The 18,425-nt window shown below is 53.7% G+C and carries 12 protein-coding genes; 4 read left to right on the forward strand and 8 right to left on the reverse strand.

The features are described 5' to 3' along the window. The first annotated feature begins 48 nt into the window (after nt 1-48). Nucleotides 49-537, forward strand: coding sequence for an ankyrin repeat domain-containing protein (locus HCG48_RS10540; protein ID WP_168569126.1), 489 nt, complete (start codon nt 49-51; stop codon nt 535-537). Here the strand turns inward: HCG48_RS10540 and HCG48_RS25440 are convergent. Next, complete coding sequence (locus HCG48_RS25440; RefSeq protein WP_210437213.1) at nt 534-2,162, reverse strand: hypothetical protein; 1,629 nt, start codon at nt 2,160-2,162, stop codon at nt 534-536. The genes HCG48_RS10540 and HCG48_RS25440 overlap by 4 nt on opposite strands. Nucleotides 2,163-2,584: 422 nt before the next feature. Between HCG48_RS25440 and HCG48_RS10550 the strand changes: the two genes are divergently transcribed. Next, a complete protein-coding gene (locus HCG48_RS10550) occupies nt 2,585-6,583 on the forward strand; it encodes a magnesium chelatase subunit H (RefSeq protein ID WP_168569127.1) in 3,999 nt (1,332 codons plus the stop codon). Between the two features lie 129 nt (nt 6,584-6,712). Here the strand turns inward: HCG48_RS10550 and rsgA are convergent, their stop codons facing one another. From rsgA to HCG48_RS10580, 6 genes are all read right to left on the reverse strand, one after another. After that, on the reverse strand, nt 6,713-7,768 hold the full coding sequence (gene rsgA / locus HCG48_RS10555) for a ribosome small subunit-dependent GTPase A (RefSeq protein WP_168569128.1): 1,056 nt from the start codon (nt 7,766-7,768) through the stop codon (nt 6,713-6,715). 360 nt (nt 7,769-8,128) lie between these two features. Then, nucleotides 8,129-8,941 (reverse strand): bifunctional hydroxymethylpyrimidine kinase/phosphomethylpyrimidine kinase, encoded by an 813-nt coding sequence (thiD, locus tag HCG48_RS10560; RefSeq protein WP_168569129.1) that lies wholly within the window; start codon nt 8,939-8,941, stop codon nt 8,129-8,131. Nucleotides 8,942-9,496: 555 nt separating this feature from the next. After that, complete coding sequence (gene ftsZ, locus HCG48_RS10565; RefSeq protein ID WP_168569130.1) at nt 9,497-10,771, reverse strand: cell division protein FtsZ; 1,275 nt, start codon at nt 10,769-10,771, stop codon at nt 9,497-9,499. A gap of 178 nt (nt 10,772-10,949) precedes the next feature. Continuing rightward, entirely contained in the window at nt 10,950-11,816 is an 867-nt protein-coding gene (locus HCG48_RS10570; protein ID WP_168569131.1) for a cell division protein FtsQ/DivIB, read from the reverse strand. Nucleotides 11,817-12,083: 267 nt separating this feature from the next. Beyond that, nucleotides 12,084-15,071, reverse strand: coding sequence for a glycerol-3-phosphate acyltransferase (locus tag HCG48_RS10575; protein WP_168569132.1), 2,988 nt, complete (start codon nt 15,069-15,071; stop codon nt 12,084-12,086). Nucleotides 15,072-15,130: 59 nt separating this feature from the next. Beyond that, the gene (locus HCG48_RS10580; protein ID WP_168569133.1) at nt 15,131-15,613 is read right to left on the reverse strand and encodes an adenosine-specific kinase; all 483 of its coding nucleotides are present in this window, start codon (nt 15,611-15,613) and stop codon (nt 15,131-15,133) included. A 50-nt stretch (nt 15,614-15,663) separates the two neighbouring features. On the opposite strand from HCG48_RS10580, the gene HCG48_RS10585 reads away from it, so the two are divergent. After that, on the forward strand, nt 15,664-16,128 hold the full coding sequence (locus HCG48_RS10585; RefSeq protein WP_511048767.1) for a Dethiobiotin synthetase: 465 nt from the start codon (nt 15,664-15,666) through the stop codon (nt 16,126-16,128). A gap of 14 nt (nt 16,129-16,142) precedes the next feature. Here the strand turns inward: HCG48_RS10585 and HCG48_RS10590 are convergent, their stop codons facing one another. Continuing rightward, the gene (locus HCG48_RS10590) at nt 16,143-17,027 is read right to left on the reverse strand and encodes an alpha/beta hydrolase family protein (RefSeq protein ID WP_168569134.1); all 885 of its coding nucleotides are present in this window, start codon (nt 17,025-17,027) and stop codon (nt 16,143-16,145) included. A gap of 486 nt (nt 17,028-17,513) precedes the next feature. On the opposite strand from HCG48_RS10590, the gene HCG48_RS25445 reads away from it, so the two are divergent. After that, nucleotides 17,514-18,368: a hypothetical protein gene (locus HCG48_RS25445; RefSeq protein ID WP_210437214.1), complete on the forward strand. Its 855-nt coding sequence runs from the start codon at nt 17,514-17,516 to the stop codon at nt 18,366-18,368. Nucleotides 18,369-18,425 lie beyond the last annotated feature (57 nt).

An 18,425-nucleotide genomic window follows, 5' to 3' on the forward strand; every position in this document is an offset into this window, starting at 1 on the left:
GATCGAAACGTTATTCTAATGTATCCACAAATATCGAAAACTTCACAGATGAGCGAATTGATCGAAGCCGTGCGATCGGGCGACCCACAACAAGTCAAAGCTGCTATAACCACCACCCAGTCCCTCGATCGGACCGATGCGGAGGGCATGGGGGCGATCGCGATCGCCGTCGAAGCCGGATCCGTCGAAATTCTCAAGATCCTCCTCGAAGCCGATGCCGACCCCAATCTCGCCGATAACGACGGCTGGACGCCGTTAATGACTGCCGCAGGCGGCGGCGATCTCAAAAGCTGCGAAATGCTCCTCGATGCGGGAGCAGACCCCAACGCCCGCACCACATTCGGCTTGACGGCGTTAATGGCTGCCGCCGCCAAAGGACATCTGGAGATCGTGCGCCTGTTGGGCGATCGCGGTGCCGACATTCGCGCCAAAGACAACCACAAATTTACCGCCCTCGTCTGGGCCTCTCAAGAGGGTCATCGGGATGTGGTCGAACTCTTAAAAGCCTTGCGCGATCGCCCGTCCGACCCGGTTTAACTCAATAAAAAGGTTCGATCCGCACGCAATGCGGACGGTTCCAAATCGATAACCCCGGCAACGACTCCGACCAGATCGCCCCCCGCCGTGAAAATATTAAAATTACCGTTCGCCACTTGGAAGGAATAGTCTTGCGGCGTACCGCCTAACTGCACGCGATCGCGCCCCACCTCGAACTGCTCGATCTGCGCAAAATCGCGATCGCCCGCCTCCGTATAAAACGTGACTAAATCCGGGTTCGCCGGACTCACCCCCGGACTGAGGACGAATAAATCGGTCCCGGAACCGCCAATCAAGGTATCCACTTCACCGTTACCGAGACTGCGCGGCACCACATCCAACCCCTGCTGGGTTTGAACCAACTGCAAGCCGACCCCGATGACCGTAGTATTGCTGCCAAAGGCTTCGACGCGATCGCTCGTTGAGGTTCCCGTAAACACGCCGACCCGACCTTCCGCCTGTCCCGATTGCTGATAATGTTGCAATCCAGAACTCAAACGTCCTTCCCTCACCGCCGTCGCTACGTCGCCGTTGACCGCTAAATAAATCCCCTCGTTAAATCCCGAGGTGAAATTACCGATCGCCGGGATCGAGTTGCGACCGCCGAGCACGAACGTATTCGGTTCGACCTCAAAATCCGCCAAACCAATATTTTGCGCCCCTTCAACGATCGCCACCAAGTCCCCAGACGACGTGGAAATCCGCAAATTGCCCCCATCGACGGCAAAGCGATAGTCATCGACGCGGTTCGCTAACAACATAAAGTCATTTTGCGGGTCGAAGTTGCGCACGATCGCAAAATCTCCATCTCCATTGCCCACATAAAAGGATGCCGGGGTCGGATTCGCCGGGGAAGTTCCCACCCCGAGGTTGAAGAAATCACTGCCCGCCGATCCGATTAACGTGTCGATTTCTCCAACGCCCAGACTGACGGGACGCCCGTCTAAAGAAGCCTCTCCAATACGGGCAAGATTATCGAAATCAACTCCAACAATCCCTGCATTTGCCCCAAATCCGCGCACGACATCATTACCGTTGCTGCCAAAGAACAATCCAGCCCGAGTGGCTTCAAATTGCCCGAATCGTTCGTAATGGTCGCGTCCGGAGGCAAAGGCTCCCCTGGCGACGGCATCGGCAACGTCGGGATATAAGGTTAAGTAGGCATCTTCGTCAAATCCAGCCCCGGGGGTACTCAGAACCGGGCCGCCGAGTCGTCCTTCGTTTCTGCCGAGGTTGAGGTAGTGTTGCAGTCCGGAACTGATGATGCCGTTGCTAATGGCGCCGATTAAGTCGGGGTTGCGATCGAGATAGGTTTGTTCGTCGTAAAAGGGGGAAATGCGGGTGCGTCCTTCGGCTTCGCCGGATTGGATGAAGTGTTGCAAGCCGGAGGAAAAGACGCCGCGAGTGACCGCATCGGCGACGTCGGGATAGTTTTGCAGGTAAAAGGCTTCGCTGTATAAGGGGGAAACGCTGACGCGGCCTTCGTTGAGGCCGAATTGGGTGAAGTGGGCGAGGGCGCTGCCGACGGTTCCGGCAGCGATCGCCGCTCTCACGTCCGGGTTATTTTCTAGGTAAAAATTGGAGTCGAAAATCGCAAAGCTCATATACAAAAGGGTTTGAGTCAATGAAGTTAGCTCGATTATAGTTTCAAGCGGATGGTGGCGGTTCCGGGGGCGATCGCCCATCCTCCCTTTCCACGGCTCTCGATTCCTCTATTGACCCTGCGCCACCGCGATCTTTGTCCCCGGGACTCTCAAGACGATGCATTTTAGATCTGAATTGTCAATATTTAAATAGTTAATTTTTGTAAAAAATAATGAGAGCAACCTTTAAGATAATGATGAATAAATGTTAAGATTTATGGCGGCTTTTTTATCGAATTGTGTCAGATAGGGTCTAAAAGCCCCATCTGTCAAGCATTTTCTGGTAAAAACACTCAATATAGTTCTATTAAAATCTAGGCGAAGAACCTAGACCCCGATAGACCCTCTTTTTTCTTTTTGTCCTGCCTAATTGCCCAACGCGCATCTAGAAGGAGTTCAACTGCATGTTCACTCACGTCAAGCCCACCATCCGACACATTGCCCCAGACGACCTCCGGGGGCGGCAACTGCTCAAGGTGGTCTATGTCGTGCTAGAAGCTCAGTATCAGAGTGCCCTCTCCGCAGCAGTGCGCCAACTCAACAAGGAAAATCCGAGTTTGGCGATTGAAATCAGTGGCTATCTGATCGAGGAACTGCGCGACCCGCAGAATTATGAAGATTTCAAACAAGATTTAGAGAGTGCCAACATCTTCATTGCCTCCCTGATCTTTATTGAAGAGTTAGCCGATAAAGTCGTCGCCGCCGTCGAACCCGTGCGCGATCGCCTCGACGTGGCGGTCGTCTTCCCCTCGATGCCGCAAGTGATGCGACTCAACAAAATGGGCAGCTTTTCGATGGCGCAATTGGGTCAATCGAAGAGCGCGATCGCCCAATTCATGAAAAAGCGCAAACAAAAATCCGGCGGGTCGTTCCAAGACGGAATGCTCAAGCTGCTGCAAACCCTGCCGAAAGTTTTAAAATACCTCCCCATCGATAAAGCCCAAGACGCGCGCAACTTCATGCTCAGTTTCCAATACTGGCTGGGAGGTTCGCCGGAAAACTTGGAAAACTTCTTGTTAATGCTGGCGGACAAATATGTCTGCAAGGGTGAAAACGGCTTAAAGGACACGGATTTAAAATATCGCGATCCGGTGGTCTACCCGGATATGGGCATCTGGCATCCCCTCGCGCCGAAAATGTTCGAGGATGTCAAAGAATACCTCAACTGGTACGATCTGCGCGACGACATCCCCGACGATTTGAAAGATCCCCTCGCCCCTTGTGTCGGCTTGGTGTTGCAACGCACCCACCTCGTCACCGGGGATGACGCCCACTACGTGGCCATGGTGCAAGAACTCGAAGCCCTCGGCGCCCGGGTCGTTCCCGTGTTTGCCGGAGGCTTGGACTTCTCCAAACCCGTCGATGCTTACTTCTGGGATGTCGGCGCCCAAGGGGTCGAACCGTTGCCCTTGGTGGATACGGTGGTTTCCCTGACCGGATTTGCCCTGGTCGGCGGTCCGGCCCGTCAGGACCATCCCAAGGCGATCGATTCGCTCAAGCGCTTGAATCGCCCGTATATGGTCGCCCTGCCCTTGGTGTTCCAAACCACGGAAGAATGGCAGGATAGCGAATTGGGTTTGCACCCGATTCAAGTGGCCTTGCAAATTGCGATCCCCGAACTCGACGGCGCGATCGAACCGATTATCCTCTCCGGACGCGACGGCGCCACCGGGAAGGCGATCGCCCTGCAAGACCGTATCGAAGCCGTCGCCCAACGCGCCCTCAAATGGGCCAACCTGCGACGCAAACCCAAACTGGATAAAAAAGTCGCGATCACGATCTTCAGCTTCCCGCCGGATAAAGGCAACGTCGGAACCGCCGCCTATCTCGACGTGTTCGGGTCGATCTACGAAGTCATGAAAGCCCTGCAAGGCAACGGCTACGACGTTCAAGACCTCCCCGAATCCGCCGAAAAGCTGATGGAGGAAGTCATCCACGACGCCCAAGCTCAATATGCCAGCCCGGAACTCAACGTCGCCTATCGGATGTCCGTGCCCGAATACGAGAAGCTGACCCCCTATTCCGAACGGCTGCACGAAAACTGGGGACCGCCTCCGGGACACCTCAACAGCGACGGGCAGAATCTGTTAGTTTACGGGAAACAATTCGGTAACGTGTTTATCGGCGTGCAACCCACCTTCGGTTACGAAGGCGACCCGATGCGGCTGCTGTTCTCGCGATCGGCCAGTCCCCATCACGGCTTTGCCGCCTACTACACCTATCTCGAACAGATTTGGGGCGCCGATGCGGTGCTGCACTTCGGCACCCACGGATCCTTAGAATTCATGCCCGGGAAGCAAATCGGCATGTCTGGGGAATGCTACCCGGATAACTTAATCGGCAATACCCCGAACATCTATTACTACGCGGCGAACAACCCCAGCGAGGCGACGATCGCCAAACGCCGCAGCTACGCCGAAACGATCAGCTATCTCACCCCGCCTGCCGAAAACGCCGGACTGTATAAAGGCTTGCAAGAACTCGGCGAACTGGTCGGGTCCTATCAAACTCTCAAAGATACCGGGCGCGGCATTCCGATCGTCAATACGATTATGGACAAGTGCCGCATGGTTAACTTGGACAAAGATATCGACCTGCCCGACACCGACGCCGCCGAGATGAGCGCCGACGAGCGAGACCATATTATCGGGCAAGTCTATCGCAAATTAATGGAAATCGAGTCCCGGTTGCTGCCCTGCGGCTTGCACGTCATCGGCAAACCTCCAACAGCAGAAGAGGCGATCGCAACCTTGGTGAATATCGCCTCCCTCGATCGCGAAGAAGAAGGCATTTTATCTTTACCGCGCATTATTGCCAACAGCCTCGAACGCGACATCGACGAGATCTACAGCAACAACGATCGCGGCGTCCTCGAAGACGTGCAGTTGCTACAAGACATCACCATGGCAACCCGTAAGGCGATCGCCGCCCTCGTCAAAGAGCAAACCGACGCCGAAGGTCGCGTCTCCAAAGTCTCCAAGCTCAACTTCTTCAACATGGGCAAAAAAGCCCCCTGGGTGGCAGCCCTCCACGAAGTCGGTTACACCAACGTCGATCCCGAACCTCTCAAACCCCTATTCGAGTATCTCGAATTCTGCTTGGAACAAGTCTGCGCCGACAACGAACTCGGCGCCCTCCTGCGCGCCCTCGAAGGAGAATACGTCCTCCCCGGACCCGGTGGCGATCCCATTCGCAACCCCGACGTTTTACCCACCGGGAAAAACATCCACGCCCTCGACCCGCAAGCCATCCCCACGGCGGCGGCAGTCAAAGCGGCGAAAATCGTCGTAGACCGCCTCTTAGAACGACAACGCCAGGAAAACGGCGGTCACTATCCCGAAACGATCGCCTGCGTCCTCTGGGGAACCGACAACATCAAAACCTACGGCGAATCCCTCGCCCAAATCATGTGGATGGTCGGCGTCAAACCCGTTCCCGACGCCCTCGGTCGCGTCAACAAATTGGAACTGATTCCCCTCGAAGAATTGGGCCGTCCTCGCGTTGACGTCGTCATTAACTGTTCCGGCGTCTTCCGCGACCTGTTCATCAACCAGATGAACTTACTGGATAAAGCGGTCAAAATGGCCGCCGAAGCGGACGAACCCGTAGCAATGAACTTCGTTCGCAAACACGCCTTGAAACAAGCGGAAGAAATGGGCATCAACTTGCGCCAAGCGGCGACCCGCGTCTTCTCCAACGCTTCCGGTTCTTATTCGTCCAACATCAACCTGGCGGTGGAAAACAGCACCTGGGAAGACGAATCCGAGTTGCAAGAGATGTATCTCAAGCGCAAGTCGTTTGCCTTTAACTCCGACAATCCGGGGATGATGGAACAAGATCGCGGCATTTTCGAGTCCTCGTTGAAAACCGCCGACGCGACTTTCCAAAATCTGGATTCTTCCGAAATCAGCCTCACCGACGTTTCCCACTATTTCGACTCCGACCCGACCAAGGTGGTCGAAAAATTGCGCGGCGACGGCAAAAAACCGGCGGCGTACATTGCCGATACGACCACGGCGAACGCCCAAGTCCGCACTCTGTCGGAAACCGTGCGCCTCGACGCCCGCACGAAAATGCTCAATCCCAAGTGGTACGAGGGAATGCTCTCTCACGGCTACGAGGGAGTTCGCGAACTCTCGAAACGCCTGGTGAATACGATCGGTTGGTCGGCGACGGCGGGGGCCGTGGATAACTGGGTTTACGAGGAAACGAACGAAACCTTTATGAAGGACGAGGAGATGCAGAAGCGTTTGCTCAACCTCAATCCGAACTCGTTCCGCAAGATGGTGACCAGTTTGCTAGAAGCCAACGGTCGCGGTTACTGGGAAACCAGTGAGGAGAATTTAGACCGCTTGCGTCAGTTGTATCAAGAGGTCGAAGACCGCATCGAAGGCATCGACTAGGATTGAAACCTTCTAGAGGGGCAATAGAACGGTAAATGAGAAAGAGACGCGCACGATCGCGTCTCTTTCCTTATATTTTGCTGAATTTTTGGTGAAATTTTTACTGATTTTTTGTCAATTCCACCCAAACTATCTCCCTTTTTGCTTGTAAGACTCAGTGAGAGTTCGTTTGTAAAACTTGCCCAGTGCTTTGTCTTTGGCTCGTTTCTCCGAGAGAGTTGCGGAGTTAAAGGCTTCTTCTTTGAGCAGTTTTAGATAATTTTCCAGCCGCCTGCGATCGATTTCCCCAGCCTCAACAGCTTTCTGTACCGCGCACCCGGGTTCACTTTGATGTTGGCAATCTCTATAGCGACATCGAGCTGCCAGCTCTTCAATATCTGAGAAGGTTGTCAGAATACCGTCTCTGCAATCGGCCAGTTGAATTGCTCGCATCCCTGGTGTGTCGAGTATCAATCCACCACCCGGTATGGGAATGAGCGATCGCCTCGTCGTCGTATGTCGGCCCTTCTCATCGTCTTTCCGGATACTATTGGTTTTCTGCTGGTTCGTCCCCAGCAAAGAGTTAATCAAGGTAGACTTACCCACTCCAGAGGAACCCAGAACCACGATCGTCTCACCTTCCCCGATCCAATGGTGGAGTTTACTGACACTGTCACGGTCCAGACAGTTGACCGCTTCCACACATAAGGAATTGTCGAGACGGCGAACTTGTGACGCAAACTCTTGTGCGGAAGGGTTCAGATCGGATTTGCTCAGGACGACAACAGGCTGAGCACCTGCCTCATTCACTAGGGATAAGTATCTTTCAATTCTATTCAGATTGAAATTAGCGTTCAACGAGCAGACAATAAAGGCAGTATCAACGTTGGCAGATATCAACTGCCAATCAACCCTGGAACCTGCTGCTTTTCTTTTGAAGCAGGTGCTGCGATCGAGCAATCGGTAAAAGTGATTGTCTCGATCCAGAAGCAACCAGTCGCCAACGACCATCTCAGGCATAGAATGTTGAAGATCGAGGTTCGCCACAAAAGCATCACTGGCAACTGTAATCATTGATTTATGTTGCTCAATGACTCGAACAGGAAAGTAAAGACTATACTCTTCAAGGGTTAATTGTTGCTGAAAAAATGGTCGCCATCCTAACGTGGCCAGGGATTTATAACCTGTTAGAGATTTAAACTGCATTAGAAAAACCAGTAATTTTTTTAAACCGCACCATCGAATAAGATCTTTGGTGGGGCGGGAAGGATACCCACCTCATGACTATTATAGCCCCCTCAATCGGTTGTAAAATTGATGGTTGTAGAGACATGGCAATGCCTTGTCCCTAGGGGGATTTGGCTACTTGCTTAGGTCGATCTCAGATACAATGGATTAAAAAAGTTATATGTATGTGTAAAAAGAAATAAAATATACTTTTATCAAAAACAATAAGAGAGATCGAGGGTAGGGACACGGCAGTGCCGTGTCCCTGCAGGTGGCTAAAATTGTGAGAAACTTTAAGCGAATCGCATCGCTAATTTCCCGTTACTTTCGCACTAAAAACTAAAATCTAAAATCTCCTTGCCCCACCGGACCTTGACCGTTACCAATATTTAACCCCCGATGTAATGCTTCGGTGACATATTGTTTTGCCGCTTTAACGGCGCTGAGGGGGTCGTTTCCCCGGGCGAGATTGGCGGTAATGGCGGCGGATAAGGTGCATCCGGTTCCGTGGGTGTGGCGGGTGTTAACTGCGGTCGTTTGCAGGACTTCGAGACGATCGCCGTCGAACCAAACATCGACGCCGTGGCAGTTTCCAGACATGGCACCCCCTTTGACTAAGACGGCGTGGCGGGTGTGGTGGTGAATTTTTTCGGCGGCGGCTTTCATGTCGTCGAGGGTTTCAATCGCCAAACCGCTTAAGATTTGGGCTTCGTAGCGATTGGGGGTGGCGATCGCCCCGAGGGGGAGGAGGTGGTTTTTTAAGGTGGCGACGGCTTCATCGTCGATCAGTTGCGCCCCGGTTCGCGAGACCATGACCGGATCGACCACCAGCTTGGACCATCCGGCTTGGCGCGCTTTTTCGGCGACGGCGGCAACGATCGCGCGATCGAGCAACATCCCAGTTTTGACGGCATCAAAGCCGATATCGTCCGCAACAGCATCGATTTGGGCGACGACCGCCTCCGGGGGTAAGGCATCGACCCGGGTGACGCCGAGGGTATTTTGGGCGGTGATGCAGGTCACCGCGCAAGTTCCGTGAACCCGATGAACGGCGAAAGTCCGTAAGTCGGCTTGCATTCCGGCGCCGCCACAGCTATCCGATCCGGCGATGGTCAGGGCGATGGGAATCGTTGGGGAGGCGATCGAGGTCATGGGGAATTTTAGAGTTTAGATTTTAGAGTTTAGATTTTAGATTTTTTGGAGAGAAAAATAGTTGATTTTTAAGGGGAATTAGAGAATCTTATTTGATTCATTAACAAATTAAAAGATATCGTCACCTTTCGATCTTGGGCGATCGCCCGATCTGGGGCTTTCGAGTCAATAATCTCCTTAAAAAATTGGGGGGCGAACGGCGATCGCCTCTGGAAAATTGAACGGTCAAAATCTTGACGGAGCGATCGCCGCACTGGCTCGATGGAGGGTGGCGATCGAGAGCGACATTTTTATTAAAAAGCACTACACATAATAAGAAGAATTACAGTGCTACTCAATTTTGTTAGGGACGCGACTGAGTTGCTGGATTTGCCTTACAATGCCAGCTATAGCTTAACTTCAGCTCTAAATTTACGATCGCCGAACCGCGCTGTCTCTATAAAACAGAAAAAGTTTCGCTACGACAAAAGTAACGAAGCATTCTTAAATACCCCTAAATTTAACTTTTGAGCCAGTGGGAGCGATCGCGCAGGAGCCAGACCACTCCCCAGGGGACTAGCGCGGCGGGCGGCGCCGTTGTAAAAACTCGGGAATATCCAAACCCGGGGGTTTCGGTTGGCTCGGTTCCGGAGCTGGAGGGGGCGGCGGTGGCGACGCGGAAGGCATAGAAAAGCGCTTCTGAGGCGCCGTCGCCGTCGTTCTCGGCGCCACGGTTTGGGGTTCGAGGGAAAAGCCCGTGGCAATCACCGTAATCCGGATTTCCCCTTGCAGGCGCTCGTCGATCACCGCCCCGAAAATAATATTCGCATTGGGATCGACGACTTCATAAACCGTTTCCGCCGCCGCATTGACTTCGTGAAGGGTCAGATCGCTGCCTCCAGTAATGTTGAGGACCACCCCTTTCGCCCCTTCAATCGAGGACGACTCCAGTAGGGGTGAAGAAATCGCAGTCAGGGCGGCTTCTCTGGCTCTAGACTTGCCCGAACCGACGCCAATCCCCATCAGCGCCGATCCCGCATCCGCCATCACGGCGCGAACGTCGGCGAAGTCCACGTTAACCAATCCGGGAATCGTAATAATATCGGAAATCCCCTGAACCCCTTGGCGCAGGATATCGTCGGCGACGCGGAACGCTTCTTGCACGGGAGTTTGTTCGGAAATGACCGTCAGGAGTTTGTCGTTGGGAATGACGATCAGCGTATCCACGCGACTTTGGAGGGCGGCGATCCCTTCTTCCGCCTGACCCGTGCGCCGCCGTCCTTCAAAGGTAAACGGACGAGTGACGACGCCGACGGTGAGGGCTCCGGCTTCCTTGGCGGCTTCGGCGATAATCGGCGCCGCGCCTGTTCCGGTACCGCCGCCCATCCCGGCGGTAATGAAGACCAAGTCGCAATTATCGAGGGCTTGGGCGATTTCGTCGCGGGATTCTTCGGCGGCTTTTTGACCGATCGCCGGATTCCCTCCGGCGCCCAAACCGCGCGTTAATTTTTGTCCGACTTGCAACCGTTGGGACGCCGAAGATTGGACTAAAGCTTGAGCGTCGGTGTTGACTGCCCAAAATTCGACCCCGGATAACTCGCTTGCGATCATGCGGTTTACGGCATTGCACCCCCCGCCGCCGACGCCAATGACTTTAATTTTCGCTACGCTGCTAGGCACGATTTCGTTATTTCTAGTGTCTTCTTGTCGAACCCGCTCGTCCTGATTTTGGCCGGAATATACCCCTGAATTGTTAAAAGGATTAGAATTATCCACTGCCGAGGGAAAACCAGATTGTCCTTCAGAATGAGAGTTTTTAGGACTAAGCCCTAGTTTACTATTAAGTGTCATTGGGATGGGCAACAGTAGAAATACAACGGGTTGTTAATAATAGACAGTTAAAGCTCAACTATAGGGTAAGTTGGGGGAGAAAACCAACTACCCGCAGACGGATTGAGTTGGGCGGCAATCCGGTGATTTACGCTCCCAGCCAAACGGGGAGCGAACGGGTCGGGGAGGGGTCGGCAACTCAGGAGCGATCGCCGGAGGCAGGCGAACTGGGGGGCTGTTTCATTTTAAGGGCGGGAGATTGGGGATTGGTCAGGTCGATGTAGTCGATTTGGGCGGGATTGACCGCTTCGGGCAATTTTCGCATACGTTCGAGCAGTTCGAGACGCTCGCTAAAACGGGAGTTGTACGGTCCTAAGCGAACATTTCCCAGTTCGGTTTTCAAGATCAAATTTTTGGGATCTTGCCAATCTAATTCGTAGATTTTAACCGCGCAATCGGCGATCGCCCGATAAACGGGACGCCAGTAGGGACGGAATTGATAGAGTTCGCCGACGATTTTGAGGTCGGGAATTTTCAAGCCGCGATCGAGGGAAGTGTAGCTTTCTACGGGCATCCACATGCCCTCTTCGTCGAGTAAGACGAGTTGGCGGGAAGTCGCGGGGACACTCGGGGCGTTCGACCCGGAAGGGGTGGGGGTCTGGGCCGGGATCGAGGCGATCGCCACCGGGGCGCGTTCTCGCACGTCTACGGTCAGTCCGGGGGGGAATAATTGGCGAGTGACGCTGGCGTAGGCGATCGGTCCGCTAGATTCTAGCTGGGCCACCAGAGTATCGGGACGCACTTGGAACAGGGATTGGGGGTAAGACAGGGAGAGTAAGGAGCGAATTGCTCGGTCTGAAAGCAGTTCGTTTCCTTCGACGGTCACTTGCTCGGCAGAACCGATCACCCAGATCGGCGATCGCGCCAGAGCCACCAATCCCCCAGCCAGGACGATCGCGCCGAGAAATTGCCAAGTCCTTTGTAACAGCTTGACTCGTCGGGCGCGTCGCAGTTGGCGGCGACGGCGGGCGAGTTGGGATGGCGAGACCGATACGATGCTATCCATCTTACCCACGGGAACCCAAGAAACTTACAGCAAATAAGATTGGCAATGTTGGCGACGTTAACAATAGATCGAAATCGGCGGGGTAGGGGTTCATTGCAAAAGGAATTGTCAAGGATCCGCGATCGCTCGGCGATCGCCACGAGTTGACCACGGTAAGGCTACGACTGTTTTACCAAAAACTGAGGAAAAGTGGGGGGGAGAAGAGTTTAGAGTTTAGAGTTTAGAGGGCGGGAATGGGGATTCCCTGCTTCCCGCCGACGCTTCCCCTTACAGAATCTCGACAATTCCTCGGCGACCGTCGAGGCGAACGCGCTGTCCGTCTTGTAAAAAGTTAGTGGCATCGGTCACGTCCATGACGGCGGGGATCCGGTACTCGCGGGCGACGATCGCCCCGTGGGAGAGTTGTCCGCCCACTTCGGCAATTAAACCGCCCGCCCGCGCCAGAACTGCCGTCCAGCCGGAATCGGTATAGGGAACGACGAGGATGGTATCGCGATCGATCGCCCCGGTTCCCTGGAGCGATCGCAGGATTTTGACCCGTCCTTCCACCTGTCCCGGACTGACCCCGATCCCTTGCCATTGCTGGCGGCTGGGGCGATCGCCACTCGGGCGGAAAAAGGTGACCGGATCGTTGCCGTAGACCACGTTGGGGACCGAGGCGCGATCGCCTGTTGCGCCAATGGCGAGCCGTTCTAGAGTTGCTTGATAGGCGTCCTGACGCGCCGCAATCAGATCTCGGAAGAGATCGCCGCGTTGCGAGGTCGGTTCGTCTATCCAGGCTCGAATTTCTGCCAATTCGAGAAAGAACAGGTCTCCGGGGGCCTTCAACTCGCCGCGATCGATCCACAAGCGCTCTAAGGTCACGAAAGTCCAGCGCAACTCGGCGAGCAGTTTGCTGTAGACTTCACTCACCCGGGCTTTGACATTGATCCGACGCTGAAGAATTTGGGCTTTGATCCCTTGAGATTTGGGCGGCGGCGCGGCGGGGGGTTCTTGAAAGAGCATTTGCGAAAACAGGGCGCGCACGGGACGCGGGTCTTCGCGCCAGGTAGGGACGGCGATATCGGTCGCCACGTCGCTGAGGTAGCCGTAGCGGTCGAGGAACTGGTCGAACTGCTCGAAAACCGTCTGACCGTCGGGCATTTCGGCTAAAACGGCAAACAATTGGGAACAGTCGCCGATTTCCCCGGGAAGGCTGAGATCTTCGAGGTCGGGAATCATCAAGCGGGTGGCGGTGGCGAGTTCTTGGAGCGATCGCACCGCCGCCACTTCGGGAGTTTTACTGTAGTCGAGTTCGCTGTCGCTGACGCCTAAGAGGGTTTGACGTAAGGCGACGCTTAAGGGAACCAGGATACTGTAATAGGTCGTTTGTTCGAGCAGTTCGAGAAGAGTGTCGGCGCGATCGAGTAGTGCGGCGGGTTCCGAGAGTCGAGACTCGCGACTGCCCGGATCGCGATCGGCCAATTCCCGGGTACGTCTCAAATCGTTGAGCGCCGGGGTCAACCGCCGGAAATAGGCTTGTTGAAAGTCTTGCAGCAGTGCCAGTTCGCGCCCGAGGAGGCGCAGTAAGCCGGGCAGGTTGCGTAAGGTGGACTGCCAGGGGGGTTTGCTGAATTTGGCTCCCCGGGTCAGGAATTCCAAACTTTCCGGGGGCAGACCCATCCGCCGGAAGATTTCCCCGAGTAAGGTGGCGTTGAAATAGGCGTGAAAGTCTTGCAGGGTGGCAGTTTGCTCGAAGTCGAGGTCTTGGGCACGATCGCCCAAGACCACGGTAAAAATTTCTCCCCACACGCGACAGGTTAGGGGACGGTTGATCGACCAGGTGAGGGGACGGATCGCCCCGGGAATCACTTCGGCGGCGATCCGGCGGGTCCAGATCGGCAGCAAGGTGGGAATCGGGCGGGTTTGCAAGATCCAGAGGCGATCGCCGTCGTAAGTCCATTCCACGTCTTGGGGGATGCCGTGGTAGCGGTTTTCCAGGTGACGGGCGAGATAGGCGACTTGTTCGAGGACGATCGCCGGAATGTTGCCGCTTCCGACGACTGCTAAGTTTAAGTCGGACGGGAGATAAGGACTGGCTTGGGGGTCGACGCGATCGGCGCTAATTTCGACCCGGTAGCGTTCGGGGGTGTAGCGACCGGAAACGACGCGGCTGCACTCTCCCGGGAGGGCTTCGATCGCCACCCAATCCCCCTGTCGTTCGAGGGGATCGCGGCTGAAGGCGACCCCGGAAAAGACGCCGCGAATTTGCGGTTGAATCAACACCGCCATCGCGTCTTCGCGCAAGTGGCGATCGCGCCGATATTGAGCGGCACTGGCGCGATCGTAGGACGCCAGACAGGCGGCGATCGCCCCTTGCAGTTCGGCTTTCGAGGTCACTCCGGTGACGGTGGCATATTGACCCGCCGCCGAGGCAATTTCCGAGTCTTCGCCAATTGCCGACGATCGCACCACCAAGGGATGTTGCGGGGACACTTCCAGAAAGCTGATTAACGCGGCCCGATCGTCTCCCGGCGGCAGCACCCACCCCGGCGGAACCGGATATCCCCACCGTTTGAGTTGGGATAAATGAGCCGCTTTCGCTCCCACTTTGGTCGGATCGAGGGTTTGGTCGAGGGAGACGATCGCGCGATCGCCCCGGAAAAAGCGAAATAATTTCTCGGACTCTTGATGGCTGTCTCCCACGGGCAAATCCAAATCGTCAGGCATTTTGCGATAAATCCAATACAGCAGCAGGCTTAAGGCGATCGCCGCCCCGATTCTCGGCCCGTCACTGGCATGAAGCAACAGGGTCACTAACGGCATTAATATCAACACCAGGGTGCGTCCCTGTTCCCGTTGTCGAAACAGGGTAAAGCTCACCCCACCCATCAATACAATGCAGCCCCAGGCGATCGGGTCGTGAACCAAAAAACCCCAAACGACATTGGTGGTTCCCGCCCCCTGTCCCATCCAGTAGCGCCCCATCACCAACGCCAACAGGGCGATGAGTTCCCATTCCGGATCCCCCGGGAAAAATTGACGCGCCAACCACACCACCGCCATGCCTTTCGCCGCTTCCGACAGCACTGCCAGAATTCCGGCGACTCGTCCGCCGTGGTAAAACGCCGCCGACACGCCAATATTCCCCGTCCCCACCGTCTTGAGATCCTGCCCGCTTACGGCCCGCACGAGCCAGCGAATCAAGGGCAGTCCGCCGAGGAGGGGACAAACCGTGAAAATGAGTAATGCTCCCCAAACTTGCGTCAGCGTCATGCTTCCAGCACCGTGTTCCGCTTACTGAAGGTCGAGAGGCTCGAACCCGCCCTCGCCTATCACAGCTTATACCCGATTTGTCTGAGAAATCCTTTCCGTGCTTTCACATCCTCCGGTGTTTCTACGCCGTTCGGCGAAAATCCATCGACCACCCCTAAAATTCCCCGACCTTGTTCGGTTTCGGCCAAGATAACCTGTACGGGATTCGCCGTGGCACAGTGAATGGTACAGACTTCTTGACATTGTTTGATCGCATTTAAAAAGTTGATGGGAAAGGCATCTTTTAAAAGAATGATAAAAGTATGTCCCGCCGCTAAGGCTTTGGCGTTCTCTGTCGCCGACGCCTGCAGCGCTTCGTCGTTTCCACTGACGCGAATCAAACACGGTCCGGAGGCTTCGCAAAAGGCAATCCCAAATTTGACCCCACCGGAAATCCCCACAAAGATCTCGTGCAGGTCTTCGACGGTTTTAATAAAGTGGGCGTGACCGAGGATGAGATTGGCTCCCTCGGGAAGTTCGATCGCAACGGTTTTGAGTTCCATAGATTCGGTTTAATGAAGGGCGATCGAATTTTAACGAGGTTTGCTCGGTTTTGTTCGCCCGGACCGAGAACCCGTTCGGGGTCGTCGCAGCTTTAAAATGTGGAGGTCGCGCGATCGCCTCTCAAGACGATCGCGATTCTCTTTACTACGGACGATCTCGGTTAGTTATGGATTACGAAACCGCTCGCAATTTCTTGATCGATCAGGGAATGGCCCTACAAACTCAACGCAACCCCGATGACCTCTTGCGCCGTTTGCAAGATGGAAAAGCCCCCATCCCCGGACAACTCACGTCGATTTTATTGGCGCTCAAACGCTTGTTTGAAGACGTCCAAGACCGCGACAGTCTCGATCGCCCTTTGGTTTTAGCTCTCTATCTTTTAGCGATTCAAAGTCAGCAACTGTTCGAGCAAGGCGTGCGATCGCGCGTCGGTTGGCCCCCCTTGTTAAAAGAAGATTTACAACGAGTCGCCAAAGGCGTAGAAAGTATCTTTTCTGGGGTTTGGAAAAATTAATCGATCGATCTAATCTAACTGTTTCGCAGACGGGCGATCGTGGTCGCAACCACCACCGGATTGTCCCGATTTAAAATAACTTCGTTATGGCGTTTGAGTAAAATAAATTGCGAGAATAACCCTCGGGCAAATCGCCATAACTTGACTCGCTTACGTTGCCGTTGCACGAGCGATCGCACCACCGCTAAAATATCCAGACACAAGCACATTTGCGTCAGCCGATATTGCCAGTTTTTCCCTCGTTTAGAAATTTCAAAACAATATCCGGGTAAATAATCCCCTCGATTTGCCCAGAAAGCATATTTTTCTCCTAAAGTAAAGTAATGAAAGATATTTTTAAGTTGATGATTTTGGGCTAACTCTGACGAAATCCCCAAAGAATTAAACGTCACTACCGAACGTAAAGCATGAGGATAGCGAATCGCCAATTGCTGGACAATTTTACCCCCCAAACTTTCCCCGATCGCGTCTGGCGGGCGATCTTGCCGATAATAACTCTCGATCCACTCCCCAACTCCCAGGGTTTCCGCCGCCTCTACTTGCCATTCCAATTCGGCAATAAAAACATCCGGCGTATCTTGTAAAACTCCATCGAACGGATACCAAGACCCATAACCGCGAATGACTAAAACCGGTGGATGTTCTCGATCTTCCGGCATTCTTGCTTCGGCATAAAACCCAGTTTTACTATCTTCAAACACCGCTTCGACTCGATAGCCGCCGAGGAGCCGATCGCCCACTTCATGTTTGACATAAATGGAGGGATCGTCTGTATCAAAAATACTGTTTGCTTGTGGTTTTGAGAAGCGTTCGTAAATGACATCGAGAACGTGCCTGCCTGTTTTCGGATCGACGAAGGAAGTCGGAATATCGGAGGGAGGTTGACGGTCAATCTCCATATTTAATTTTAATTTTCAAATTAAATCAAAGTCGCAATGCCAATTGACTTTTATTTTATCTTATTTTTCCGATCTTCTCGATCTCAATCTAAAGGGGCAATTCTCCTTTGGAACCCCTACACTAACCCACGGCGAGAACCTAAGCGTATCGCCCTCGAATCTCCGCGATCGGCTAATTGTTTGAGCGCGTCAAACATGGTCAACTTAGGAGTTCTCAAAAACTGACAATTTCTATATTGAGCATTCCTAAACTTCCGGATTTTAGCAATCATTTTGCCCCCGATCGCTTTCTCTATTTCCAGATCGATCGCTACAAGTGAGACGCGATCTTTTACGGCGGCGCCGGATGCAAGTGATAGGGCGATCGCGTTATCCTTTAAGGGAGGAATATAGTGTTTATACGGATGCTGCGGCCAAAAGACAACGAATAGACTGGACTTGAGTTATGCAATCGGACTTTCCCCCTCATTCAGGAGTTGCCGAATTATGTTGAACAGCGAATCTCGGAAACAAGCACAAACCAGACTGAAAAAGGCGGCGGAACAATACGAACAAGCGGGGGAACAGTTAAAAGTTACGGCGGAAAGTCTGTATCAAACACGGGTCAATCGAGGGGTTGAGACGATTCGACGGTGTGAAGACTATATTAATACCCTGGCTAACAAGCCCAAAGAATTTAGCAAGGTTGTTGCCGATCTCAAAGAGGAACTTCAAAAAATAGCAGAATACGATTTAGATCTCATCGATGCCAATCCCGGCAATTTGGCACAGAAGGCGGCGGGCGCCGGAGTGATGGCAGGGGCAGGGGTGGCCTGTTTTGGCCCGGGTGCGGCGATCGCCTTTGCAACCACCTTCGGAACGGCTTCGACGGGAACGGCGATCGCTACCTTATCAGGTGCGGCGGCGACCAATGCGGCTTTAGCCTGGTTGGGGGGTGGCGCCCTTGTTGCCGGAGGTGGCGGGATGGCTGCCGGAAATGCACTCTTAGCAATGGCGGGGCCGATTGGTTGGACGATCGGTGGTGCGACCTTGGTAGGCAGTGGAATGTGGACCAACCATAAAAATAAGGAAATTGCTCGCGAAGCGAACGAAAACGCCGAGCAATTTGAACGATATACGGTTCAGGTCAACACTGCAAACCAGGAAGTTAATTTGCTTGAGCGAGAAACCGTTCGACTCGTTAATTTTATCAAACAAGAGCTATTCTTTTTTGAAGAAAATGCCCCATCAAATTACTTAAAATTTGATGAATCATTAAAATATAGAATGAATATCTTAATGAATACGATTCGTTCTTTAAGCATCTCTTTACAAAAAAATATAGAGCTTCATTTGAATTGACTCATGCGTAGGGGCGAAGAATTTTCCGCCCCTAGGCTGATTTCGCCACGATCGCAA

Source organism: Oxynema aestuarii AP17 (assembly GCF_012295525.1).
Classification (GTDB): domain Bacteria; phylum Cyanobacteriota; class Cyanobacteriia; order Cyanobacteriales; family Laspinemataceae; genus Oxynema; species Oxynema aestuarii.

Bases quoted from the DNA above. Each gene is read 5' to 3' on its own strand.
- HCG48_RS10540 (WP_168569126.1), top strand. From the start codon at position 49: ATGAGCGAATTGATCGAAGCCGTGCGATCGGGCGACCCACAACAAGTC.
- HCG48_RS10550 (WP_168569127.1), top strand. From the start codon at position 2,585: ATGTTCACTCACGTCAAGCCCACCATCCGACACATTGCCCCAGACGAC.
- rsgA (WP_168569128.1), bottom strand. From the start codon at position 7,768: ATGCAGTTTAAATCTCTAACAGGTTATAAATCCCTGGCCACGTTAGGA.
- thiD (WP_168569129.1), bottom strand. From the start codon at position 8,941: ATGACCTCGATCGCCTCCCCAACGATTCCCATCGCCCTGACCATCGCC.
- ftsZ (WP_168569130.1), bottom strand. From the start codon at position 10,771: ATGACACTTAATAGTAAACTAGGGCTTAGTCCTAAAAACTCTCATTCT.
- HCG48_RS10570 (WP_168569131.1), bottom strand. From the start codon at position 11,816: ATGGATAGCATCGTATCGGTCTCGCCATCCCAACTCGCCCGCCGTCGC.
- HCG48_RS10575 (WP_168569132.1), bottom strand. From the start codon at position 15,071: ATGACGCTGACGCAAGTTTGGGGAGCATTACTCATTTTCACGGTTTGT.
- HCG48_RS10580 (WP_168569133.1), bottom strand. From the start codon at position 15,613: ATGGAACTCAAAACCGTTGCGATCGAACTTCCCGAGGGAGCCAATCTC.
- HCG48_RS10590 (WP_168569134.1), bottom strand. From the start codon at position 17,027: ATGGAGATTGACCGTCAACCTCCCTCCGATATTCCGACTTCCTTCGTC.
- HCG48_RS25445 (WP_210437214.1), top strand. From the start codon at position 17,514: ATGTTGAACAGCGAATCTCGGAAACAAGCACAAACCAGACTGAAAAAG.